Origin of the sequence: Acidovorax sp. T1 (assembly GCF_002176815.1) — a bacterium.
In the GTDB taxonomy this organism is placed as follows: Bacteria; Pseudomonadota; Gammaproteobacteria; order Burkholderiales; family Burkholderiaceae_C; genus Acidovorax.
Genome location: NZ_CP021648.1, coordinates 292966 through 315637 on the forward strand (window position 1 = coordinate 292966; position 22672 = coordinate 315637).

Consider the following 22672-nt stretch of genomic DNA (forward strand, 5'->3'; position numbering starts at 1 on the left):
TTCGGGCAGTTGCGCGCCATCGATAGGGCTTGCCTCGCGCGGAACGACGTGCCGCCTGGGCCCTCGGGCCGTGCCAGGCGGCATCGTCTGTGCGGCAACGGGTCTTACGGTGCGTTCCGCATGTCAACCGAGCTTCATGTTCAGCTTTGCGATGAGGCTCTTGAAGTAGGTGCTGTCGCTGCTCCACTGTGCCCCGAAGACGCGGTCATCGGCATAGGCATAGCCCAGATTGAGCTTCTGGAGCGTTGCCAGGAAGGCGGGATCCTGCGCGGTCTTCGCCGCCATGTCCCGCAGCGTCTGCAGGACTTTGGGAGGGGTGTCCTTGGGCGCGGCCAGGCCCCGCCAAACGCCCAGCACCAGATCGACGCCCCGCTCCCGGAATGTCGGCACCTCGGCAAACGCGGGAATGCGTTTTTCAGCCATGACGGCGAGCAACCGCAGCTTGCCCGCTGCCACGTAGGTTCCCACTTCGGCCGGGCTGACCGCCACTGCGTCGATATGCCCACCCATGAGCGCCAGGACGGCAGGGGCTGCTCCCTGGTAAGGCACTTGATTGAAGCGTACCTGTGCCTTGTCCTCGAGTGCAGAGGCCGTGAGGTTCCAGATCGAGCCCGGGCCAGCGTTTCCAACACGCATCTCCCCGGGCGATTTCTTCGCGGCAGCGAGAAATTCCTCAATGGTCTTCCATGGCGAATCTGCGCGGACGGTAATGGCGGAGGGGTCGTAGTTCAGCCGTGCGATCGGCACCAGGCGGTCATGCGTGAACCGGGCGATCCCCAGACTGTTCAGGAAGGTCAGCTCGACTGTCACCAACGCGATCTTGTAGCCATCGGGCCGCGCGTTGATGACTTCCATCGTGCCGATGGACGTGCTCGCGCCTGGCTTGTTCACCGCAATGATGCTCTGGCGGAAATACTTGCGCGATACGTCAGCGAAGGATCGAGCCACGGCGTCTGTGCCACCGCCCGCAGCGTAGGGCACGATGAGCTCGACACTCCGGTCGGGGTAGTCCGGATCGGAAGCGCGCGCAGACGAGCCGATGGAGAGCATGCTCGCGTAAGCGCCAATATAGGCAAAGGTGCGGCGACGGGTCAGAGGTGCGGGGATGGGCTGCATGTCATTCGATCTATGAGCGGCGTGGCGAAACCCACTGGTCAGGTTCACCATGGCCTGTCTGAAAATTGGAAATGTCTGGCGGATGACCGAGAGGCGCGGCGGTTCGAAGGCTTCTTCGAAGCACGGCCGGGCGCTGCGGCCTACATCGCCGCTTCGACCAGGCGCGCGTAATCGTCGGCGCTGGCTTCGCGCGGATTGGTCTTGTGGCTGTGGTCAGCCAGCGCGCCGGTGACGATGCGCGGCGTCAGGTCGGCCGTCACGCCCATCGCGCCCAGGCCGGCCGGGAGCCGGAGCCTGCGGGACATGTCCTGGATCGCGTCCTCCACCGACGCATGCGCCGGCAGGCCCATGGCCTGCGCCAGGCGGTCGATCTTCTCGTCGCGCACGACCGTGTCGGATTCGCGGTTGAAGCGCACCACCGCCGGCAGCAGCACCGCATTGAGGGTGCCGTGGTGCAGGCGCGGGTCGATACCGCCCAGCGAATGGCTGAGGCTGTGCACACAGCCCAGGCCTTTCTGAAAGGCCAGCGCACCCTGCAGCGACGCGCTCATCATGTTGGTGCGGGCCTCGATGTCGCTTGGCTCGTGGAAGGCGGTTTCGATGTTCTTCCAGGCGCGGCGCAGGCCGTCCAGGGCGATGCCTTCGGCGGGCGGGTTGAAGCTGGGCGCGAGGAAGGTCTCGATACAGTGCGCCACGGCGTCCATGCCGGTGGCGGCCGTCAGGCCCGGTGGCAGGCCCACGGTCAGCGTCGGGTCGCACAGCGCCACCTTGGGGATAACGTAGGGCGAGATGATGCCCACCTTGCGGCCATCGTCCAGGATGATGATCGCGCCGCGCCCGACCTCGCTGCCCGTGCCCGCCGTAGTGGGAATGGCCACCACCGGCACCGTGGCCGCCGTGATGCGGGCAAGCCCGCCCTCGATCAGCGCGAACTGGCGCAGCGGCCCCGGATGGCGGGCCGACACGGCCACGGCCTTGGCGAGGTCGATGGACGAGCCGCCACCCACGGCGATGATGCCGTCGCAGCCTGCTTCATGGAAGCTTGCCACCCCTTCGCGCGCCGCCGCCTCGGTGGGGTTGGAGGGCGTGCCGTCAAACACGTGAAAGTGCGGCAGGTCGTTCACGGCAAGGATGCGCTCGATCAACCCCGCCGCAACCACGCCCTTGTCGGTGATGAAGAGCGGCTTTTTGAAGCCGAGTGCCTGGCACACCTGTGCCAGCTCAGCGGCACTGCCCGCGCCGAAGCGGATTTCCGTCACGTAGTTGATCATCGCCATCGTTTATCTCCTGATATCAAGAATTTTCATATTCATCCGTCAATCGCAGAATTCTATAAGTGAGGCGACGTCGAATAAACTAACCGTTATCGATATAGCTATAACTCCAAGTCAATGCAGGGCCCTTACAACCTCAACTCTGTGATGTCGCGTCTGCATGCCAGGCAGCTGCGGTTGCTGATCGCGGTGGCGGAGCAGGGCTCGCTGCTGGCGGCGGCGGACCGCGTGGGGCTGACGCAACCCGGGGCTAGCAAGGCGTTGAAGGAGCTGGAGTCCACGCTCAACGCGCCGCTCTTCATGCGCACCAACCGCGGGCTTGTGCCTACGGAAGCGGGAACCTGCGCGGTGCGCTTCGCGCGGCTGATCCAGTCCGACATCAGCCACTTGCAGCAGGAGCTGAGCGCCATCGCCAGTGGCGCAGGTGGCCGCATTGCCGTAGGCACCATCATGGGCGCGGTGCCGCTCCTGACGCGGGCGCTCACGCAGCTGATGGACCAGCAGCCGGACATCTCGGTGGAGATCGTCGAGGACACCAGCGAAAGTCTGCTTGCGCTCATCGACCAGGGGCGGCTGGACGCGGCCATCTGCCGCTCGTCGGTCAGTCCCAAACCCCACCTGTACGACACTGTCGTGGTCAAGGATGAGTCTCTCGCCGTCATCGCGCACCAGGCGCATCCGGCGGCGGGCCTGGCATCGATCACGCTGCAAGATCTGTCTGCCAGCCGCTGGGTGGTGTACCGCGCGCACATGCCAATGCGCCGCACGCTGGAGCGCGAATTCTTCGAAGAGAACCTGTCATTTCCGACGCATCTGATCGAGACCACATCCGCGCTGGCCACGCTTTCGCTGCTGAGCCACAACCCCAATCTGGTGGCCCTGGTGTCGGACGACGTGGCCGACTACGTCTGCCAGCACGGCATGGTCGCCCGCCTGCCGCTGCGGCTCAAGTCGCGCAGCGAGCCGTACGAACTCATCGCGCGGCGCAACGCGCACCGCCATCCGGCGCTGACGCTGCTGATCGATTCGCTGCTGGCCTTGCGTGCCGTTGCCGAAGAGGCCCCAGCGGCGCCCTGAATCGCCGCTTCTTACAATTGCGCCATGCAGCAGATCACCTACACCCGCGCCCAGCAGCTTCCCAACATCCTCGCCCAGCGCATCGTCATTCTCGACGGCGCCATGGGCACCATGATCCAGCGCTTCAAGCTGGGGGAGGCCCAGTACCGGGGCGAGGGCTACACCGGGCCAGACGGTGCAGGTGACCGGTTCAAGGACTTTCCCCGCGATGTAAAGGGTAACAACGAGTTGCTGAGCCTGACGCGCCCCGATGTGATCCGCGACATCCACGAGCGCTACCTGGCTGCGGGTGCCGACCTGATCGAGACCAACACCTTTGGTGCCACCACCATCGCGCAGGAAGACTACGGCATGGCTGAGCTGGCGCGTGAGATGAACCTCAAGTCGGCCCAGTTGGCCCGCGCCGCCTGCGACAAGTTCAGCACGCCCGACCACCCCCGCTTTGTGGCGGGCGCCCTGGGCCCCACGCCCAAGACGGCCAGCATCAGCCCCGATGTGAACGACCCCGGTGCGCGCAACATCGACTTTGAGCAGCTGCGCGCGGCCTACTACGAGCAGACCGAGGCACTGGTCGAAGGCGGTGCCGACGTGCTGCTGGTCGAAACCATCTTCGACACGCTCAACGCCAAGGCCGCCCTGTTTGCCATTGACGAATTCTTTGAAAAGAGCGGCGAGCGCCTGCCCCTCATCATCAGCGGCACCGTGACCGACGCTTCCGGCCGCATTCTGAGCGGGCAGACGGTGACGGCCTTCTGGCACAGCGTGCGCCACGCGCGCCCGCTGGCCATTGGCCTGAACTGCGCGCTGGGCGCCACACTGATGCGCCCCTACATCCAGGAGCTCAACCGCGTGGCCGAGGACACATTCATCAGCTGCTACCCCAACGCGGGTCTGCCCAACCCGATGAGCGACACGGGCTTTGACGAAACGCCGGAGATCACCAGCCGCCTGGTGCACGAGTTCGCCGCCGAGGGGCTGGTGAACATTCTGGGCGGCTGCTGCGGCACCACGCCGGACCACATTGGCGCCATTGCCAAGGCCGTGGCGCCGGTGAAGACGCGGCAACTTTTCTACCGCGAGCCCACCGCATTGGCCTGAACCGGCCCGAAGCGGGCGTTAGCCCGCAGCCCACCACCTGCCGCGCTGGGGCGGCGAATCGACGCACATGATCAAGCACCTGCAGCTCAAGAACCTCAAGGCCTGGCGCGACAGTGGCAGCGTGCGGCTGGCGCCGGTCACCATGCTGCTGGGCAGCAATTCGTCGGGCAAATCCACCTTGCTGCAAAGCCTGCTGCTGCTCAAGCAGACCGCGGCGGCGCCTGATCGCACGGTGCACCTGAACCTGGGGGGCGACGAGGCCCACGACATGGTCAGCCTGGGCAGCTTTGACGCGTTGCTGGCGCACGGCGCGACCCCGCGCCAGTTTGAGATCGTGCTGGAATTCGAGCGCCCCGAGGGCGAACGCGTGCGCCAGGGCCGCTTTGCCTGCAGCTATGGCCAGACGGCCAGCGGCGCCGTGGTGGTGCAGGCGCTGTCGCTGTCCACCGTGGCGCGGGAGTTTCGGGCTGTGCGCCGGGAGCGCGGGGCCTATGCGGTGTGGGTGGATGGCGAACCCCGGCCACGCGGCAAGGGGCTGCACCTGGCGCCCGAGCGCTCGATTGCATTCTCGGCCGAGGCCATTGCCCTGCTGGGCCCCGATGGCGCCCATCTGCAAGACCTGAGCCTGGCCCTGCGCCGCGAGCTGGAGGCCATTGTTTACCTGGGCCCGCTGCGCCAGCGGCCCGCGCGCGACCAGGTGTGGAACAAGGGCGGTTCGGGCTCTGTGGGGGCCGAGGGCCAGCAGGCCATCAACGCCCTGCTGTCCGATGCCTTGCAGCCGGGCGCGGGGCAGGGCGCGGTGTTGCGCAGCGTGTCGGCGGGGCTGCAGCGCATGGGCCTGGCCGACCGCATCGAGGTGCGCCAGCTGGGGCGCTCCAGCCGCTACGAACTGCTGGTGCACAAGGATGGCGTGGCTGCCAACCTGCGCGACGTGGGGGTGGGTGTGGCGCAGGTGCTGCCGGTGCTCACGGTGGCCTACAGCGTGCCGCCCGGCAGCACGGTGCTGCTCGAAGAGCCCGAGATCCATCTGCACCCGCTGGCCCAGGCGGTGCTGGCCGAGCTGTTTGCTGACGTGCAGGCCTTCACCCAGCGCGTGATGACCGGCAGCGTGCAGACCAAGGCCCAGGCCGCCAAGGCCCCGGCGGGTGGTGGCGGCACGGGCGTGGGCCTGGACCTGCTGCCCTGGCCCAAGGTGGACTTCAGCAAGTTCGGCCCGGTGGAGCGCAAGGAACTGGGCCGCATCAAGAAGATCAGCGGCGCCAACCTCACGCGCAACGCGGTGGTGATTCCCGCCGTGACCAACCACGACGACGCCGACATCACCGATCTGGAGGCGTTCCGTGTCCAGCTCAACAAGGAAAACGAGAAGAGTGGCATCAAGGTCACCATGCTCGCGTTCCTCATCAAGGCCTGCGTGGCCGCGCTCAAGAAGTTCCCCGACTTCAATAGCAGCCTGGACGGCGACAGCCTGGTGTACAAGCAGTACTTCCATATCGGCTTTGCGGCGGATACGCCCAATGGCCTGGTGGTTCCCGTGCTGAAGGACGCAGACAAGAAAGGCATCTTCCAGATCAGCCAGGAAATGAGCGAGCTGGCCAAGAAGGCCAGAGACGGCAAGCTGGGCCCGGCCGACATGAGCGGCGCCTGCTTCACCATCTCCAGCCTGGGCGGCATTGGTGGGCGCTACTTCACGCCCATCATCAACGCGCCCGAGGTGGCCATTCTGGGCGTGTGCAAGAGCCAGATGGAGCCCGTGTGGGACGGCAAGCAGTTTGTGCCGCGCCTCATGCTGCCGCTGTCGCTCACCTGGGATCACCGCGTCATCGACGGCGCTGCCGCTGCACGCTTCAACGTGTACCTGGGCCAAATCCTGGCGGACTACCGCCGCATCCTGCTGTGAAAGGAACATGAACATGGCAGTGATCGATATCCAAGTCCCCGACATTGGCGACTTCGCCGAAGTGGGCGTCATCGAAGTGCTGGTTCAACCCGGCGACACCATCAAGGCCGAGCAAAGCCTGGTCACCGTGGAGTCCGACAAGGCCTCCATGGAGATTCCGTCCAGCCACGCGGGCGTGGTCAAGGAGCTCAAGGTGAAGCTCGGCGACAAGATCGCAGAAGGCAGCGTGCTGCTCACGCTGGAGACGGCGCAGGCCGCAGCGCCCGCTGCTGCACCCGCAGTTTTGGAGCAAAAACCAGCTCCAGCGCCCGCAGCGCAAGCGCAAGCAGCTATCAAAACAGAAGCTAAGAGCTTTGCCGGTAGCGCCGACCTGGAGTGCGACGTGCTTGTGCTTGGCGGCGGCCCCGGCGGCTACAGCGCCGCTTTCCGCGCTGCCGACCTGGGCCTCAAGGTCGTGCTGGTCGAGCGCTATGCCCAGCTGGGCGGCGTGTGCCTGAATGTCGGCTGCATTCCCTCGAAGGCGCTGCTGCATGTGGCCGCCGTGATGGACGAAGTGTCGCACATGGCCGACCTGGGTGTGGACTTCGGCGCGCCCACCGTAAACGTGGACAAGCTGCGCGGCCACAAGGAAAAGGTCATCGCCAAGCTCACCGGCGGCCTGGGCCAGATGGCCAAGATGCGCAAGGTCACCATCGTGCGTGGCTACGGCGCCTTTGTGGGTGCCAACCACCTCGAAGTGGAAGAAACCACCGGCACCGGCCAGGACAAGACCGGCAGCAAAAAGGTGGTGGCGTTCAAGAAGGCCATCATCGCCGCTGGCAGCCAGGCCGTGCGCCTGCCCTTCATGCCCGACGATCCGCGCGTGGTGGACTCCACCGGCGCACTGGCGCTGCAGGGCGTGCCCCAAAAGATGCTCATCGTCGGCGGCGGCATCATCGGCCTGGAAATGGGCACGGTGTACAGCACGCTGGGCGCCCGCCTGGACGTGGTCGAGATGATGGACGGCCTGATGCAGGGCGCGGACCGCGACCTCGTCAAGGTCTGGGAGAAGATGAACAAGCACCGCTTCGACAACATCCTGCTCAAGACCAAGACCGTGGGCGCCCAGGCCACGCCCGAAGGCATCCAGGTGCAGTTCGAGGGCCTGGACGGCACGAAGAGCGAAGGCACCTACGACCTGGTGCTGCAGGCCGTGGGCCGCACCCCCAACGGCAAGAAGATCGCTGCCGACAAGGCCGGCGTGTCTGTGACGGACCGCGGTTTCATCAACGTGGACATCCAGATGCGCACCAATGTGCCGCACATCTTCGCCATCGGCGACATCGTGGGCCAGCCCATGCTGGCGCACAAGGCGGTGCACGAGGCGCATGTGGCGGCGGAAGTGATCGCCGGCGAATTGCAGGGCAACAAGGAACTGGCCAGCGCCGCCTTCAACGCCCGCGTGATCCCCAGCGTGGCCTACACCGACCCCGAAGTGGCCTGGGTGGGCCTGACCGAAGACCAGGCCAAGCAGCAGGGCATCAAGGTCAAGAAGGGCCTGTTCCCCTGGGCGGCCTCGGGCCGCGCCATTGCCAACGGCCGCGACGAAGGCGTCACCAAGCTGCTGTTCGACGACAGCCCCGAAGCAGGATCAGGAGACGGCCATGCTGGCCGGGGCCACGGCAAGATCCTGGGCGGCGGCATGGTCGGCACGCATGCGGGCGACATGATCGGCGAGATCGCCCTGGCCATCGAGATGGGTGCGGACGCTGTCGACATCGGCAAGACCATCCACCCGCATCCGACGCTGGGCGAGAGCATCGGCATGGCGGCGGAAGTGGCGCATGGCAGCTGCACGGATGTGCCGCCTGCGCGCAAGTAAGTCCGCAGCCAAGCTACCCTGACAAGGCCCGAACTGGCGACGGTTCGGGCCTTGTGCTTTGCGTACCCAAACAATCGCCGCAGAATACTGTGCATTTGTACAGTATTCATGTCAGCCACTTCCAAGCCCAAGCTCTACAACCCACGCCACCCCGAACGCACGCTGCTCTACCAAACGGTAGCCGAGCACTACGAGACCTGGCTAGAGTTGGCCAGCGCGGGTCAGTTCGACGGCCAGGGCGACCACCACACCCCCAAGCCCTTCGTGCGCAAAGCGTTTGCCAAGTATCTTGAGTGCGGCATCTTTGCCCATGGCTTTGCCCGCGCTCGCTGCGGCGACTGTGGGCACGACTACTTCGTCGCTTTCTCCTGCAAAGGCCGGGGAGTCTGCCCCTCGTGCACCACCCGGCGCATGGTGGAGACAGCAGCGCACCTGAACGATCACGTATTCCCCCGCCTGCCGGTGCGCCAGTGGGTGCTGTCGGTTCCCAAGCGGCTTCGTTACTTCATGCAGCGCGACGGGCCAGTGCTCAATATGGTGCTGCGCATCTTCCTGCGGGTGATTGCGCAAAGCCTGCAGGCGCACTGCATTGGCGCGGCCAATGCAGACAAGGAAAGCCTGCACATCGGCGCAGTGGCCTTCATCCACAGGTTCGGCTCCAGCCTGAACGAACACGTCCACTTCCACGTCTGTGTGGTGGACGGGGTGTTTGAGGAGGTGGCAGGCGAGGGCAGCGCTGATGCCGCAATGCAAGTCTCTGCGTCAGGTGTCGTATTCCACCCTGCCACCGGCATCGATGCGACACCCGTGGCACAAGTGCAGACCACACTGCAAAAACGTATCCTGCGCGCCTTTGTGGGCCGTGGGCTGCTGGAGAACTTCGAGGCAAAAGAGATGCTGGGGTACAAACACAGCGGTTTCTCGGTGGATGCCGGGGTGTGCATTGAATCCCACGACCGTCCAGGCCTTGAGCGGCTCTTGCGCTATTGCGCCCGCCCACCCTTTGCGATGGACAGGCTGCGCAAAGAGGGAAGCAAACTGGTGTACCGCTGCGGCAAGCAGCGCAGCGAACCCACCAGCGACAAGCGCGGTGCCAAGGTTGATGAGCTGCACCTCACACCGCTGGAGCTGATCGACCGCATTGCCGCGCTGGTTCCCCCGCCACGCACCCACCGGCACCGCTATTTTGGCGTGTTGGCACCCAACTCGCCGCTCAGGGCTGCGGTGACGGCGCTGGCGACACCGGCGCAAGCCGCTCCCGTGCTGGGCGCGTCGATCAGCACGGGGGAGTGCGCGCCTGGTGTGGTACCGATGAGCAGCGCGCTGCCATCCCAGAGCGAGCCGGTGCTGCCCAAGCGTGCAGCGCACTACCTGTGGGCGGTGCTGATCGCCCGCATCTACGAGGTGTTCCCCCTCTTGTGTCCGCTGTGTGGCGGGCATATGCGCATCATCGCGTTCATTACGCACAGCGCTGACATCCGGCACATCCTGGACCACATCGGGGCAGATTCAGAGCCACCCCGCATCTCCCCGGCGCGCGGGCCACCGCTGTGGGATGACTGTAGTGATGCGCAGATGGATGACGGGGCGCAAACCGAGCCAGCAGACTGGGACCTAGCGGCGCAACCGGCACCGGACTTTGAGGTCGATCAGCGCATCAGTTGGTGAATGAACAAAGCGGCGATTTTGACTTGCCGCGAACTGGCTCTGCGCCCGGTACACGCCGAGCGCCGCAAATCACTCTCCTGAACGCCAAACCCTGGTGGTGAACCTGACACCTGGGCGGGAAAATCGAGTGTCTCAGCCGGCTTGATGGCGCTTCCGCGGTGCGATACTTGGCCTCATGCGGTTAAAACGCCTATCCGTGCTCGTGGTCAGTATGGTCGGCAGCTGGAAGTAGCTCGCGAGATCGGCAAGTGCAAGCACGTTGTTCTTGAACTTGTCGGGGTCTATATCGCGCACCAGCGACAGCAGGCCGGTCTGGTGGTCGACGAGCAGCACGGCGACGTCGTTCTTGTCGAGGCGCACATAAGGCTTGGACATGGTATTTCCTTTGAACTCATAAACAAAGCCCGTCAGGGCGGGAAAAGCCGGTGCGGCCGGCGACATGGCCGGTCGCACCGACGGTATCAGGCGTGCATCTGGCCGAAGCGGCCACTGTTGAAGTCGGTGATCGCTTCGGCGATTTCCGCCTGGGTGTTCATCACGAACGGCCCGTGACCCACGATGGGCTCGTCAATCGGCTGGCCGCCTAGCAGCAGCAGCGTGGCATCGCTGTTGGCTTCGATTTCCACGCCGCTGCCGTCGCGCTCGAACTGCAGCAGCTGGCCTTCGCGCACCACTTCCTGGCCATTGACCAGCACCGTGCCGTGCAGCAGCACCAGCGCCAGCGTATGGCCCGCGGGCGTGTCGAAGCGCGCGGCGCGCCCTTGCTGCAGCCGCACATCCCACACATCGACCGGCGTGAAAGTCTGCGCCGGGCCGCGCTGGCCGTCGAACTCGCCCGCGATCACGCGCACCTGGCCCGCGCCTTCGGGCAGCGCCACCGACGGAATCTGCGCGTCCTGCAGCGTCTGGTAGCGCGGCGCGGCCAGCTTGTCCCTGGCCGGCAGGTTGACCCACAGCTGCACCATTTCCAGCGTTCCGCCGCGTTGCGCGAACGCTTTTGAATGGAACTCTTCATGCAGGATGCCGCCGGCCGCAGTCATCCACTGCACGTCGCCCGGGCCTATCAGGCCGCCGGCGCCGGTGGAATCGCGGTGTTCGACTTCGCCCTCATAGACGATGGTCACGGTCTCGAAGCCGCGGTGCGGGTGCTGGCCCACGCCGCGCGGCTGGTCGGTGGGCGTGAACTGCGCCGGGCCGGCGTGATCGAGCAGCAGGAACGGGCTCAGATGCGCGCCGTGGCTGTTGTAGCTGAACAGCGAGCGCACGGGAAAGCCGTTGCCCACCCAGTGCGGGCGGGGCGCGCTGTAGGTTGCGAGGATCTTCTTCATGGCTTTTCTCCTGTGGCACGAGGCGGTGCCTCGAATGCATGGCTAGAGAATAAATCCAGAACGATTCTGGCGGTAGTCAGCAATATTTGCCTTCATCGTTCTATTTGAGGAACAATGAGCGCATGAGAGACCTCAACGATCTTTATTACTTCGTGCAGGTGGTGGAGCAGGGTGGCTTCGCACCCGCGGGCCGCGCCCTGGGCGTGCCCAAGTCCAAGCTCAGCCGGCGCATCGCGCTGCTCGAGGAACGGCTGGGCGTGCGCCTCATACAGCGCTCGACGCGGCGCTTCGCCGTGACGGACATTGGCCAGACCTACTACCAGCACTGCAAGGCGATGCTGGTCGAGGCCGATGCCGCGGAGGAGGCGATTGCCCTGACCCAGGCCGAGCCCTGCGGCACGGTGCGCATGACCTGTCCCGTGGCGCTGCTCGATGCGCGCGTCGCCGCGATGCTGGCGGATTTCATGGCGCTGTATCCGCGCGTGCAGATCCAGCTGGAGGAAACCAATCGCCGTGTGGATGTGCTGGGCGAAGGCATCGATCTCGCGATACGCGTGCGCCCGCCGCCGCTCGATGACAGCGACCTGGTGATGCGCGTGTTCGCCCAGCGCGACCAGTGCCTGGTGGCCAGCCCGCGGCTGTTGGAGAAGACCGGCATGCCGCGCAATCCGGCCGATCTGGCCGGTCTGCCGAGCATGGGGCTGGGCCAGCCACAGACCGACCATGCCTGGGCGCTGATCGGGCCGGACGGCGCCCACGCCAGGATTGCCCACGCGCCGCGCTTCGTCACGCAGGGCATGTTCGCGCTGCGCACCGCGGCCATTGCCGGCGTGGGCATCGTGCAGTTGCCGCGGATGATGATCAACGGCCATTGCGCGCGCGGCGAACTCGTTGAATTGCTGCCCGGCTGGGCGCCGCGCAGCGAAATCATCCATGCGGTGTTCGCTTCGCGCCGCGGCCTGCTGCCTTCGGTCAGGGCCTTGCTCGATTTCCTGGCCGAGCGCTTCGCGGCGCTGCAGGAGGATTGAACTATTGCGGCGGCGGCTGGGGGTGGTCGGCCGCGGGGATGTCGGGCCGGAGCTCGGTCATCACCGCGCTGTCCACCGCGCCTTGCAGCGTGCAGGTCACCCGCGTCCTGCCGCCCTGGCTGCCTTCATCGGGCTCCAGTATGAGCACCCGCTCCAGGCGGCTGCGGCCAGGCGCGTCGCCGGACAGGGTGGCGACCGGCTGCCACAGCCCGTCCTTGCGCACTTCGCCCCGGGCATAAAGCGCTTTCACCGGTTTCAGGTGCGCGCCCTGATCGATCAGCGGGCGCAGCTGCTGCGCAACCTTGTCGGGGCTGCCTTCGACCACAAAGCCCCAGAACAGGTAGTTGCCCAGCAGGTCGAGATCGATGCTCTTGTCGAAATAGGACAGCAGCTTCACGCCGCCCACCTGCGGCGCATTGCGCAGCGGCGCGAAGTTGGCCGCGTTGTACGCGCGCTCTCCGACGGGAATCCAGCTGATGCTGCCTGCGGATTTGAGCCCCACGTGTTTTTTCCACGCGGGCGCATGCGCATGCAGGCTGGAGAAGAATGTGCCATCGCAGCGGGTGAATGCCTTGAACGTTGCATCCAGCGCGCCGTTGCCGGCTTGCAGCGTGGGGGCCAGCAGCAGGCTGGAAAGCAGCAGGGCCGTGCGGGTCGGCGGGCGGCAAAAAAGTGCACGGTTCTGTGTCATTGTCTCGAGAAGGCGGAATTTCAACCAGCCGTATATTCCAGCAGATGGTTGAATGCCGCCTTGTCGGCAAAGCGCTTGACTTGCTGTTTACCGCGGCGGCTGGGAGTCCAGCGTGTCGCGCAGCCACTGCGTGTGCTGCCCCAGCGTGGGCGCGGCAAACGGCGCGGGGCCGGGCGTGCGGTCAAAGGCAATGGCGCGCGTGAAGCCGCGGTAGCTGCCCAGCGTGGGGTGGGCAATATCGGCAATCATTTCCTCGGCCGCGACCTGCGGGTGGTCGAACATGTCTTCGACCGCGCGCGCCGCAGCGCAGGGCACGGCTTCGCCAAACAGCGCTTCCCATTCCAGCGCGCTGCGCGCGGCCAGCGCCTGGCGCAGCAGCGGCACCAGTTCATCGGCATGCTGGGCGCGCAGGCGCACGCTCGCATAGCGCGGGTCGGCGGCGAGTTCGGCCAGGCCGACCTTCTCGCACAGCGCCTGCCAGAAATGCGGCGTGTTGGCCGAGATGTAGAGGTGACCTTCGCGTGTCGGATGGATGCCGGTGATGCCGCCCGAGCGCATGTCGCGGCCTATCTCGCGCGGCTCGCCTTCGGCCCACACCAGGCGCGCCGACTGCATGGTCAGCGCCGCGCGCAGCAGCGACACGCCCACATGCTGACCCAGTCCGCTTTGCGCGCGCTCGTACAAGGCGGACGATACGCCCGCGGCAACCAGCGCCGAAGCGTAGTAGTCGACCACCGAGCCATAAAGGATTTCGGGCGGACCGCCTTCCTTGGCCTGCATGGCACACATGCCGGTCATGGTCTGCAGCACCTGGTCGTAGCCGGCCTTGGTGCGCAGCGGGCCGCTGGCGCCGTAGCCCGTGACGCTGCAGTAGACCAGGCGCGGATTGATCTGCGTGAGCTGCTCGAAGGCAATGCCCAGGCGCTCGGGCACGCCGGGGCGGAAGTTGTGCACCAGCACGTCGGCGTCGCGCACCAGGCGCAGCAGCGTCGCGAGTTCCTCGGATTGCTTGAGGTCCAGCACCATGCCCCACTTGCTGCGGTTGACGCCGACAAAGGCGCGGCTTTCGGCCTCGAGCGTCGAGGGGTACTTGCGCAGGTTGTCGCCCGTGGGCGGCTCGATCTTGATGACTTCGGCGCCCTGGTCGGCGAGCAGTGAACAGCCATAGGGGCCGGCAATGTAGGCGCTCAAATCAAGCACGCGAATGCCGCTCAGGGGGCCGCGCGGGCCGGGCCGCTGTTCTGTCAGGTCTTGCTGCATGGTGTCTTGTGTCTCACTGGAATGCCATGGGCCTTGAGCCCATGGCGGCAGGCCGCATGCCGCGGCGCTGCCTGGGGAAGTGGCGACCGTTCAGTCGGCCACGATGTTGCGGTCCTTGGCGAGCTTTTTCCAGCGCTCGACGTCCTTCTGGATGACTTCGCCGAACTGCTGGGGCGAGATCGATGACGTCAGTGCGCCTTCGCGCAGGAAGTTGGCCTTGATCTGCGGGCTGGCAAGTATCTGGTTCACCGCCTGATTGAGCTGGTTGACGATGGGCGCGGGCGTGCCCGCGGGCGCCAGCAGCCCCCACCACAGGTCGAACTCGTAGCCCGGCACGGCCGCGGCCATGGGCGTCAGGTCGGGAGCGACCGGGCTGGGCTGCAGGCTGGTGATGCCGATCGCGCGCAGCTTGCCGTTGCGCACCATGGGCAGGATGGACGGGCCGCTGGAAATCATCAGCTGCACCTGGTTGCCGATGACGTCGGTGACGGCAGGACCCTGGCCCTTGTAGGGCACATGGGTGATGTCGAAGCCCGGCGCCATGGAGCGCAGCAGCTCGGTGGCGAAATGGTTGACGCTGCCCGTGCCCGAAGACGCGTAGTTGAACTTGCCGGGGTTGGCCTTGACGGCGCTGATCAGCTCGGCCGGTGTGCGCGCCGCGAAATCATTGTTGACGGCGACGATGAACGGGCCGCGCGCGAACATCGCCACGGGCGCAAAGCTCTTGACGGGATCGAAAGGCATCTTGGTCTGCACGGCGGAGTTGGTCGTCATGCTCGACGAGACCGCAACCAGCGTATAGCCGTCGGCCTGGGCCTTGGCGACCTGGCCGGTGCCGGTGTTGCCGCTGGCGCCGGGACGGTTCTCGACAATCACCGACTGCTTGAGCACATCGCCCAGCTCCTTGGCGATCTGGCGCGCAAACGAATCGTTGGAGCCGCCCGGCGGGTAGGGCACGACCATGGTGATCGGCTTGGTGGGGTATTGCTGGGCCTGGGCCAGCGGCGCGAAGCCGGCGACGGCCAGCGCGGCGGCGCTGCACAGCAGGCTGCGGCGCAGCAAGGGGTTGCGGTTCAAGGTCTGCATTTTTGTCTCCTGGTTGTCATTCGTCTCGGCGGGCTCTTGGGCCCCTGGCCATCAGTTGTCGTCTGCAATCAGTCCCAGCGCCCGTGCCTGGGCGACGATGGCCTGGGCGCGCAGCACGAAGGGCTTGTCTATCATCTTTCCGTCGACCACATAGGCGCCCACGCCGTCGGCATCGGCCAGCGCCGCGGCGCTGACCACCTTGAGCGCGCTGGCCAGTTCCGCGGCGCCGGGCTGGAACACCTCGTTGGCCGTCGCCACCTGGCTGGGATGTATGCAGGTCTTGCCCGTGAAGCCCAGGCGCGCGGCAAGCTGGGCTTCGGCGCGAAAGCCCTCGGCGTCCTGGATGTTGGCAAACGCGCCGTCGTAGGCCGCGATGCCGGCCTCGGCTGCGGCCATGCGCACGCTCATCAGCACCTGGGCAATGGCCGCGGGCTCGCGCCGGTGCACGCCATAGGGCTCGAACAGATCGCCCAGGCCCACCTGCAGGCCCACGGCCAGCGGATGGGCGCAGGCAATCTCATGCGCCAGGCGCAGCGCGCGCGGTGTCTCGATGTTCAGTAGCAGGCGCGGCGCCCGGGCCATGCCCGCGGCGCGCGCCGCGCGCTCCACGGCGTCGGCGGCGGCGCGCACGTCGGCGGCGCTCTCGGGCTTGGGCAGGTTGATCCAGTGCACGGCGGGGCACACGATGTCCGCGACATCGCGCTCGAAATGTGGCGTGTCCATCGCGTTGATGCGCACGATCAGCGTCTTGCGGTGGCCGCCCAGGGCTTCTGGACTGCGCAGAAAGCCTTGCAGCAGCGCGCGCGCTTCGTCCTTGCGCGGTTCGGCGACGGCGTCTTCGAGGTCGAAGGACAGGCTGTCGGCCGCGCCGACCAGCGCTTTGGCGAACAACTCGGGGCGGGATGCGGGGACAAACAGTTTGCTTCTCATGCGGCCATTGTGGAACGCGCAAAAAACAAAAGAAACACATGCAATCTTTCTTCAAAAGAAAGAAATAATGATCGAATGGAAACCCAATATCTGCGCAGCTTCCTGCTGGTCATGGAAACCGGATCGATTGCCGAGGCCGCGCGCCGCCTGCACCTCACGGCCGCGGCCGTGGCCCAGCAGATGCGCACGCTGGAGCGCGAGTTCGGCACCGAGCTGCTGGCGCGCGCCGGGCGCACCGTGGCGCCCACGCCCGCGGGCCACCGCCTGGCCGCGACCGCGCCGCAGCTGCTGCGCGACCTGGCCCATGCGCGCACCCATGTGAACCAGGAATCCGAGGTCGGCGAGCTGACCCTGGGCACGATCAACACCGCGCTGCACAGCCTGCTGCCCGACATCCTGGCGCGCTTCGTGGCCGAGCTGCCCGGCGTCAAGGTTTTCCTGCAGTCAGGCACGACCCAGCAGGTCTACCAGGCGGTGCAGCAGGGCACGCTCGACGCGGCGATCTGTCTTTACCCGTCGTTTGCGCTGTCCAAGGCCTTTGACTGGTCGCTGCTGCGCGAGGAGTCGCTGATACTGCTGGCGCCGCGCCATCTCGCCGGCCTGACGCCGTTCGAGCTGCTGCGCAGTCAGCCGCTGATACGCTACGACCGCAGCCTGGGCGGCGGGCAGATGATAGAGCGCTACCTGCGCGCCAACCAGATCACGGTGCAGCGCGAGCGCTTCGAGCTGAGTTCGCTGGTGGCGATCTCCATGATGGTCGACCGCGGCCTGGGCGTGGCCGTCGTGCCCGACACCGCGCTCGACTGGCCCGACGGCCACAACGTCGTGCGGCTGGCGCTGCCCGGACAGACCGAGTCGCGCCGCTTTGGCACGCTGTGGCTGCGCTCCTCGCCGCGGTTGGCACGCATACGCCGGCTGGTCGAATGCGCCCAGGCGGTGGTGCTGGAGCGCGGCTATGCCGTTCCCGGCAGCAGGCCCTCTGCGGGTTATGCCGAATAGCTATACCTGCTAGCGGGCGATAAGGCTGGTGGGGTCCGCTGCAAGTGTTCAGAATGTGCAGCAATACACAGGAGAGACAACAGCAATGCAAACGGCCATTCCCTGCCTTTTGATGCGTGGCGGCACCTCGAAAGGCCCGTTCTTTCGCGCCGAAGACCTGCCGCAAGACCTGGCAACGCGCGACAAGGTGCTGCTCGCGGCGCTGGGTTCGCCCGACAAGCGCCAGATCGACGGCATTGGCGGCGCCCACCCGCTGACCAGCAAGGTCGGCATGGTGTCGCTGAGCCAGCGCGAAGGCATTGATCTCGAATTCCTGTTTGCCCAGCTCCAGCCCGAGAAAGACACCGTAGACACCACGCCCAACTGCGGCAACATGCTGGCCGCGGTCGTGCCGTTCGCTCTCGAGACCGGTATGGTCAGCGCGCGCGGCGAGACCAGCACCTTTCGCGTGCTGACGCTCAACACCGACATGGCGGCCGACATCACGGTGCAGACGCCGGGCGGCCAGATTTCCTATGAGGGCCAGGCGCGCATCGACGGCGCACCGGGCCAGTCGGCACCCGTGGACATCAGCTTTCTCGACACCGCGGGCTCGGTCTGCTCCAGCCTGCTGCCCACGGGCCAGCCCAGGGACACCATCACCGTCACCGGAGAAGGCTTTGACGACTTCACGCTGGACGTGACCTGCATAGACAACGGCATGCCGCTGGTCATACTGCGCGCCGCCGACGTGGGCCGCACGGGCCAGGAAAGCGTTGCCGAACTCAATGCCGACACCGACCTCAAGCGCCGCATCGAGGCGCTGCGCCTGCAGATCTCGCAGCGCATGGGCCTGGGCGACGTGACGCAGAAGAACTACCCGAAGATGACGCTGATCGCGCCGCCCGCGCATGGCGGGGCGCTGACCACGCGCAGCTTCATTCCCCACGCCTGCCATGACGCCATCGGCGTGCTTGCGGCGGTGACCGTGGGCACAGCGGTGAAGATGCCCGGCACGGTCTGCGAGGGCGTGGCCCAGGTGCCCCAGGGCGCGGGCAGCGTCACGGTCTCGGTCGAGCATCCCACGGGCGAGTTCAGCGTCACGCTGGACAGCGATCCGGACCAGCCTTCGGTCGTGACCAAGGCCGCGCTGCTGCGCACCGCGCGCCTGCTGATGCGCGGCGAAGTGATGGTGCCGCGCAGCGCCTGGGACGGCAAGCGCTGATTGCCGGGCGCAAGATGTTTGCAATGGCCAGCGTCGATCCGGGCGCCGGCCGCGAGAGTGAAGTGAAGCGTTATGTCCTCCAAGTCCCCGCGTGAGACAGGCTCTGCCGTGAATGTGCAGACCCTGCTCAACGAACACCCGTTCTCGGGTTTCCAGTGGCGCATCTTCGCGCTGTGTTTCTTCATCGTGCTGCTCGACGGCTTCGACACTTCGGCCATCGGCTACATCGCCCCGCATCTGATGACCGAGTGGGGCGTGAGCAAGCCCGATCTCGCGCCGGTGCTCAGCGCCGCCTTGTTCGGCCTGGCCGCGGGCGCGCTCAGCGCCGGACCGCTGGCCGACAAGCTCGGCCGCAAGGTGGTGCTGGTCGGCTCGGTGGCGCTGTTTGCCCTGGCCTGCCTGGGTTCGGCGTTTTCGCCCAATCTGTGGACCCTCACGGCGCTGCGCTTCGTCACCGGCGTGGGTCTGGGCGCGGCCATGCCCAACGCGGTGACGCTGATGAGCGAGTACTGCCCCGACAGCCGGCGCGCGACGCTGACCAATGCGATGTTCTGCGGCTTTCCGCTGGGCGCGGCGTTTGGCGGCTTTCTCGCGGCCTGGATGATTCCACTGCTGGGCTGGCGCAGCGTGCTGATACTGGGTGGCGTGCTGCCGCTGGTGCTGGTCGCGCTGCTGCTGTGGCAATTGCCCGAGTCGGTGCGCTATATGGTGGCCAAAGGCTACCCGATGGAGCGCGTGCGCCGCGTGCTGCTGCGCATCGCGGGCGACAGCGTCAAGAGCGTGCAGCGCTTCGTGCTGACCGAGACCGCGCCGGAGTCGGACGCCAAGAGCGGCATAGGCGTGGTGCTGTCGGCGCAGTACCGCGTGGGCTCGGTCATGATGTGGCTGGCCTATTTCATGGGCCTGGTGATCTTCTATGCGCTGATCAACTGGATGCCCATCCTGTTTCGCGACGCCGGCCTGGACCCCAAGACCGGCGCGCTGGTCGCGGCGCTGTTCCCGCTGGGCGGCGTAGGCGCGGTGTTCTTCGGCTGGCTGATGGACCGCTTCAATGCCACGCGCATCATTGCCGTCGGCTATGCGCTGACTGCGGTGTCGATCTGGTGGATAGGCCAGACCGCGGGCAACCTCGGCTGGCTGGTGGTGTCGGTGTTTCTTGCCGGCACGATCATGAACACCGCCCAGTCGTCGATGCCGGCGCTGGCTGCGGCCTTCTATCCGACGCGCGGCCGGGCCACGGGCGTGGCCTGGATGCTGGGCATAGGCCGCTTCGGCGGCATTGCCGGCTCGTTCCTGGTTGCCGAGCTGTCGGCGCGCCACCTTGGTTTCAGCGAGATCTTCAGCGTGGTTGCGGTGGCCGGCCTGGTCGCCACCGGCGCGCTGATCGTCAAGGAAGTTTTCAGTCCCAAGCCCCATGGCGAGACCGTGGGCCGCACCGCCGCGCATTAAGCCCATTCAGAATTACAGGAGAACATTGCGATGATCATTGACGTACACGGCCACTACACCACGGCTCCCGCAGCGCTGGGCGCCTGGCGCGACCTGCAGATTGCCGGCCTCAAGGACCCCAGCCAGGCCCCGTCGGCCAGTTCGCTGAAGATCAGCGACGACGAGATCCGCGACACCATAGAGAACAACCAGCTCAAGCTGATGAAGCAGCGCGGCTCCGACCTGACGATCTTCAGCCCGCGCGCCAGCTTCATGGCCCACCACATCGGCGACTTCGAGACTTCGTCGACCTGGGCGGCGATCTGCAACGAGCTGTGCTATCGCGTCAGCGAACTGTTTCCCGAGCACTTCATTCCCGCGGCCATGCTGCCGCAGTCGCCGGGCGTCGATCCCGCGACCTGCATTCCCGAGCTGGTGAAATGCGTGGAGCAATACGGCAACGTGGGCATCAACCTCAACCCCGATCCCTCGGGCGGCCACTGGACTTCGCCGCCGCTGTCGGACCGCAGCTGGTATCCCATCTACGAGAAGATGGTCGAGTACGACATTCCCGCGATGGTCCACGTGAGCACCAGCTGCAACAGCTGCTTCCACACCACGGGCGCGCACTACCTGAACGCCGACACCACGGCCTTCATGCAATGCCTGACCAGCGACCTGTTCAAGGACTTCCCCACGCTCAAGTTCCTGATCCCGCATGGCGGCGGCGCCGTGCCCTACCACTGGGGCCGTTTTCGCGGCCTGGCGCAGGAACTGAAAAAACCGCTGCTCGACGAGCACCTGCTCAACAACATCTTCTTCGACACCTGCGTCTACCACCAGCCGGGCATTGATTTGCTCACCAAGGTGATCCCGGTCAAGAACATTTTGTTTGCCAGCGAGATGATTGGCGCGGTGCGCGGCATCGATCCGACCACGGGCCATTACTACGACGACACCAAGCGCTACATCGAGGACACGGTGAACCTCAACGAGGAAGAGCGCTTCCAGGTCTACGAAGGCAATGCGCGCCGCGTGTTCACGCGCCTCGACGCCGCGCTCAAGAAGAAGGGCCTGTAAGCAGGCCGACAACAGACAGGAGACTAGCAATGTACGAACTCGGTGTGGTTTACCGCAATATCGAACGTGCCGACAAGGCGGCCGCCGACGGCCTGGCAGCATTGGGCTCGGCAACGGTGCACGAGGCCATGGGCCGCGTGGGCCTGCTCAAGCCCTATATGCGTCCCATCTATGCGGGTCAGCAGGTGTCGGGCACGGCCGTCACCGTGCTGCTGCAGCCCGGCGACAACTGGATGATGCATGTCGTTGCCGAGCAGATCCAGCCCGGCGACGTGGTCGTCGCGGCCATCACTTCGGAATGCACGGACGGCTATTTCGGCGACCTGCTGGCCACCAGCTTCCAGGCGCGCGGCGCGCGCGCGCTGATCATCGACGCCGGCGTGCGCGATGTGAAGACACTGCAGGAAATGAACTTCCCGGTCTGGAGCCGCGCCATCTCGTCGCGCGGCACGATCAAGGCGACGCTGGGCTCGGTCAACATTCCCGTGGTCTGCGCCGGCATGTGGGTCACTCCCGGCGACGTGATCGTCGCCGATGACGACGGCGTGGTCTGCGTGCCCGCGGCCAGGGCCGTCGCCACGCTGGAGGCCGCGCAAAAGCGCGAGAGCTTCGAAGGCGAAAAGCGCGCCAAGCTGGCCTCGGGCGTGCTGGGCCTCGACATGTACAAGATGCGCGAGCCGCTGGCCCAGGCAGGCCTGCGTTACATCGACTGAAGGACTGCAAAAAATGGCAAATTTTGAAAAGACCCCCGGCTGGCTCGACTGGTACAGCGGCCCGGCCAAGCCGAAATTCCAGGTGCCCGCGGGCGCGGTCGATGCCCATTGCCATGTGTTTGGCCCGGGCAACGAATTCCCGTTCGCGCCCGAGCGCAAGTACACGCCCTGCGACGCCAGCAAGCAGCAGCTGTTTGCGCTGCGCGACCATCTGGGCTTTGCGCGCAATGTGATCGTGCAGGCCACCTGCCACGGTGCCGACAACAGCGCCATGGTCGATGCCTGCAAGTCCGCGGGCGGCAAGGCGCGCGGCGTGGCCACCGTGAAGCGCAGCATCAGTGATGAAGAGCTGCAGGCGCTGCATGACGCCGGCGTGCGCGGCGTGCGCTTCAACTTCGTCAAGCGCCTGGTCGACTTCACGCCCAAGGACGAGCTGCTCGAAATCGCCGGCCGCATCCAGAAGCTGGGCTGGCATGTGGTGATCTACTTCGAGGCCGTCGACCTGCCCGAGCTGTGGGATTTCTTCACCAGCCTGCCGACCACGGTGGTCGTGGACCACATGGGCCGCCCCGATGTGAGCAAGCCCATCGACGGCCCCGAGTTCGAGCTGTTTCTCAAGTTCATGCGCGAGCACCCCAATGTCTGGAGCAAGGTCTCGTGCCCCGAGCGCCTGTCCATCACCGGCCCCAAGGCGCTTGATGGCGAACAGAATGCCTACCAGGACGTGGTGCCGTTCGCGCGCCGTGTGGTCGAGGAGTTCCCCGATCGCGTGCTGTGGGGCACCGACTGGCCGCACCCCAACCTCAAGGACCATATGCCCGACGACGGCCTGCTGGTGGACTTCATTCCCCACATCGCGCCCACGGCCGAACTGCAGCGCAAGCTGCTGGTGGACAATCCCATGCGTCTTTACTGGCCAGAGGAAGTCTGA

At 66.0% G+C, this 22672-nt stretch carries 19 protein-coding genes and 1 pseudogene; 12 read left to right on the forward strand and 8 right to left on the reverse strand.

Annotation, left to right across the window (positions count from 1 at the left end):
• Positions 1 to 123: 123 nt before the first annotated feature.
• Positions 124 to 1167 carry a tripartite tricarboxylate transporter substrate binding protein gene (locus CCX87_RS01390; RefSeq protein ID WP_231940735.1) on the reverse strand — a complete coding sequence of 348 codons (1044 nt, stop codon included), beginning with the start codon at positions 1165 to 1167 and terminating at the stop codon, positions 124 to 126.
• 89 nt (positions 1168 to 1256) lie between these two features.
• Positions 1257 to 2393: an iron-containing alcohol dehydrogenase gene (locus CCX87_RS01395; RefSeq protein ID WP_087743179.1), complete on the reverse strand. Its 1137-nt coding sequence runs from the start codon at positions 2391 to 2393 to the stop codon at positions 1257 to 1259.
• Between the two features lie 144 nt (positions 2394 to 2537).
• Between CCX87_RS01395 and CCX87_RS01400 the strand changes: the two genes are divergently transcribed.
• The 5 genes from CCX87_RS01400 to CCX87_RS01420 all read left to right on the forward strand — a co-directional run bounded on the left by CCX87_RS01400 (position 2538) and on the right by CCX87_RS01420 (position 9994).
• Positions 2538 to 3467, forward strand: a complete 930-nt coding sequence (locus tag CCX87_RS01400) for a LysR family transcriptional regulator (protein WP_198314747.1) — start codon at positions 2538 to 2540, stop codon at positions 3465 to 3467.
• 24 nt (positions 3468 to 3491) lie between these two features.
• A complete protein-coding gene (locus CCX87_RS01405; RefSeq protein WP_087743186.1) occupies positions 3492 to 4565 on the forward strand; it encodes a homocysteine S-methyltransferase family protein in 1074 nt (357 codons plus the stop codon).
• Between the two features lie 67 nt (positions 4566 to 4632).
• A complete protein-coding gene (locus tag CCX87_RS21195) occupies positions 4633 to 6465 on the forward strand; it encodes a 2-oxo acid dehydrogenase subunit E2 (RefSeq protein ID WP_087743187.1) in 1833 nt (610 codons plus the stop codon).
• A 13-nt stretch (positions 6466 to 6478) separates the two neighbouring features.
• A complete protein-coding gene (lpdA, locus tag CCX87_RS01415) occupies positions 6479 to 8326 on the forward strand; it encodes a dihydrolipoyl dehydrogenase (protein ID WP_087748113.1) in 1848 nt (615 codons plus the stop codon).
• Positions 8327 to 8434: 108 nt separating this feature from the next.
• Positions 8435 to 9994, forward strand: coding sequence for a transposase (locus CCX87_RS01420; RefSeq protein WP_087743189.1), 1560 nt, complete (start codon positions 8435 to 8437; stop codon positions 9992 to 9994).
• A 198-nt stretch (positions 9995 to 10192) separates the two neighbouring features.
• On the opposite strand, the pseudogene CCX87_RS01425 reads toward CCX87_RS01420, so the two are convergent.
• Together CCX87_RS01425 and CCX87_RS01430 are read right to left on the reverse strand one after the other, a co-directional pair.
• A pseudogene (locus tag CCX87_RS01425) lies at positions 10193 to 10369 on the reverse strand (hydrolase); the annotation flags it as partial.
• An 86-nt stretch (positions 10370 to 10455) separates the two neighbouring features.
• Positions 10456 to 11322 carry a pirin family protein gene (locus tag CCX87_RS01430; RefSeq protein WP_087743191.1) on the reverse strand — a complete coding sequence of 289 codons (867 nt, stop codon included), beginning with the start codon at positions 11320 to 11322 and terminating at the stop codon, positions 10456 to 10458.
• Between the two features lie 122 nt (positions 11323 to 11444).
• Here CCX87_RS01430 and CCX87_RS01435 point away from each other — a divergent pair, with 122 nt between their 5' ends.
• Positions 11445 to 12350 carry a LysR family transcriptional regulator gene (locus CCX87_RS01435; protein WP_087743192.1) on the forward strand — a complete coding sequence of 302 codons (906 nt, stop codon included), beginning with the start codon at positions 11445 to 11447 and terminating at the stop codon, positions 12348 to 12350.
• Between the two features lies 1 nt (position 12351).
• Here CCX87_RS01435 and CCX87_RS01440 read toward each other — a convergent pair whose 3' ends face one another.
• The 4 genes from CCX87_RS01440 to CCX87_RS01455 form a co-directional block, all read right to left on the reverse strand.
• Positions 12352 to 13041, reverse strand: a complete 690-nt coding sequence (locus tag CCX87_RS01440) for a hypothetical protein (RefSeq protein ID WP_087743194.1) — start codon at positions 13039 to 13041, stop codon at positions 12352 to 12354.
• Between the two features lie 87 nt (positions 13042 to 13128).
• Entirely contained in the window at positions 13129 to 14301 is a 1173-nt protein-coding gene (locus tag CCX87_RS01445; protein WP_087743195.1) for a CoA transferase, read from the reverse strand.
• Between the two features lie 90 nt (positions 14302 to 14391).
• The gene (locus tag CCX87_RS01450) at positions 14392 to 15387 is read right to left on the reverse strand and encodes a tripartite tricarboxylate transporter substrate binding protein (protein WP_087743197.1); all 996 of its coding nucleotides are present in this window, start codon (positions 15385 to 15387) and stop codon (positions 14392 to 14394) included.
• Positions 15388 to 15438: 51 nt separating this feature from the next.
• On the reverse strand, positions 15439 to 16317 hold the full coding sequence (locus CCX87_RS01455) for an HpcH/HpaI aldolase/citrate lyase family protein (protein ID WP_087743198.1): 879 nt from the start codon (positions 16315 to 16317) through the stop codon (positions 15439 to 15441).
• A gap of 75 nt (positions 16318 to 16392) precedes the next feature.
• Between CCX87_RS01455 and CCX87_RS01460 the strand changes: the two genes are divergently transcribed.
• The 6 genes from CCX87_RS01460 to CCX87_RS01485 all read left to right on the forward strand — a co-directional run bounded on the left by CCX87_RS01460 (position 16393) and on the right by CCX87_RS01485 (position 22672).
• On the forward strand, positions 16393 to 17316 hold the full coding sequence (locus tag CCX87_RS01460; RefSeq protein ID WP_087743200.1) for a LysR family transcriptional regulator: 924 nt from the start codon (positions 16393 to 16395) through the stop codon (positions 17314 to 17316).
• 85 nt (positions 17317 to 17401) lie between these two features.
• Entirely contained in the window at positions 17402 to 18520 is a 1119-nt protein-coding gene (locus tag CCX87_RS01465) for a 4-oxalomesaconate tautomerase (RefSeq protein WP_087743202.1), read from the forward strand.
• 72 nt (positions 18521 to 18592) lie between these two features.
• On the forward strand, positions 18593 to 19969 hold the full coding sequence (locus tag CCX87_RS01470; RefSeq protein WP_087743204.1) for an MFS transporter: 1377 nt from the start codon (positions 18593 to 18595) through the stop codon (positions 19967 to 19969).
• Positions 19970 to 19999: 30 nt separating this feature from the next.
• Entirely contained in the window at positions 20000 to 21028 is a 1029-nt protein-coding gene (locus CCX87_RS01475) for an amidohydrolase family protein (RefSeq protein ID WP_087743206.1), read from the forward strand.
• Between the two features lie 29 nt (positions 21029 to 21057).
• Entirely contained in the window at positions 21058 to 21741 is a 684-nt protein-coding gene (gene ligK, locus CCX87_RS01480; RefSeq protein ID WP_087743208.1) for a 4-carboxy-4-hydroxy-2-oxoadipate aldolase/oxaloacetate decarboxylase, read from the forward strand.
• A gap of 13 nt (positions 21742 to 21754) precedes the next feature.
• Entirely contained in the window at positions 21755 to 22672 is a 918-nt protein-coding gene (locus tag CCX87_RS01485; protein WP_087743210.1) for an amidohydrolase family protein, read from the forward strand.

Coding starts and splice junctions, on each gene's coding strand:
- CCX87_RS01390 (WP_231940735.1), bottom strand. CDS start 1,167: ATGGTGAACCTGACCAGTGGGTTTCGCCACGCCGCTCATAGATCGAAT.
- CCX87_RS01395 (WP_087743179.1), bottom strand. CDS start 2,393: ATGGCGATGATCAACTACGTGACGGAAATCCGCTTCGGCGCGGGCAGT.
- CCX87_RS01400 (WP_198314747.1), top strand. CDS start 2,538: ATGTCGCGTCTGCATGCCAGGCAGCTGCGGTTGCTGATCGCGGTGGCG.
- CCX87_RS01405 (WP_087743186.1), top strand. CDS start 3,492: ATGCAGCAGATCACCTACACCCGCGCCCAGCAGCTTCCCAACATCCTC.
- CCX87_RS21195 (WP_087743187.1), top strand. CDS start 4,633: ATGATCAAGCACCTGCAGCTCAAGAACCTCAAGGCCTGGCGCGACAGT.
- lpdA (WP_087748113.1), top strand. CDS start 6,479: ATGGCAGTGATCGATATCCAAGTCCCCGACATTGGCGACTTCGCCGAA.
- CCX87_RS01420 (WP_087743189.1), top strand. CDS start 8,435: ATGTCAGCCACTTCCAAGCCCAAGCTCTACAACCCACGCCACCCCGAA.
- CCX87_RS01430 (WP_087743191.1), bottom strand. CDS start 11,322: ATGAAGAAGATCCTCGCAACCTACAGCGCGCCCCGCCCGCACTGGGTG.
- CCX87_RS01435 (WP_087743192.1), top strand. CDS start 11,445: ATGAGAGACCTCAACGATCTTTATTACTTCGTGCAGGTGGTGGAGCAG.
- CCX87_RS01440 (WP_087743194.1), bottom strand. CDS start 13,041: ATGACACAGAACCGTGCACTTTTTTGCCGCCCGCCGACCCGCACGGCC.
- CCX87_RS01445 (WP_087743195.1), bottom strand. CDS start 14,301: ATGCAGCAAGACCTGACAGAACAGCGGCCCGGCCCGCGCGGCCCCCTG.
- CCX87_RS01450 (WP_087743197.1), bottom strand. CDS start 15,387: ATGCAGACCTTGAACCGCAACCCCTTGCTGCGCCGCAGCCTGCTGTGC.
- CCX87_RS01455 (WP_087743198.1), bottom strand. CDS start 16,317: ATGAGAAGCAAACTGTTTGTCCCCGCATCCCGCCCCGAGTTGTTCGCC.
- CCX87_RS01460 (WP_087743200.1), top strand. CDS start 16,393: ATGGAAACCCAATATCTGCGCAGCTTCCTGCTGGTCATGGAAACCGGA.
- CCX87_RS01465 (WP_087743202.1), top strand. CDS start 17,402: ATGCAAACGGCCATTCCCTGCCTTTTGATGCGTGGCGGCACCTCGAAA.
- CCX87_RS01470 (WP_087743204.1), top strand. CDS start 18,593: ATGTCCTCCAAGTCCCCGCGTGAGACAGGCTCTGCCGTGAATGTGCAG.
- CCX87_RS01475 (WP_087743206.1), top strand. CDS start 20,000: ATGATCATTGACGTACACGGCCACTACACCACGGCTCCCGCAGCGCTG.
- ligK (WP_087743208.1), top strand. CDS start 21,058: ATGTACGAACTCGGTGTGGTTTACCGCAATATCGAACGTGCCGACAAG.
- CCX87_RS01485 (WP_087743210.1), top strand. CDS start 21,755: ATGGCAAATTTTGAAAAGACCCCCGGCTGGCTCGACTGGTACAGCGGC.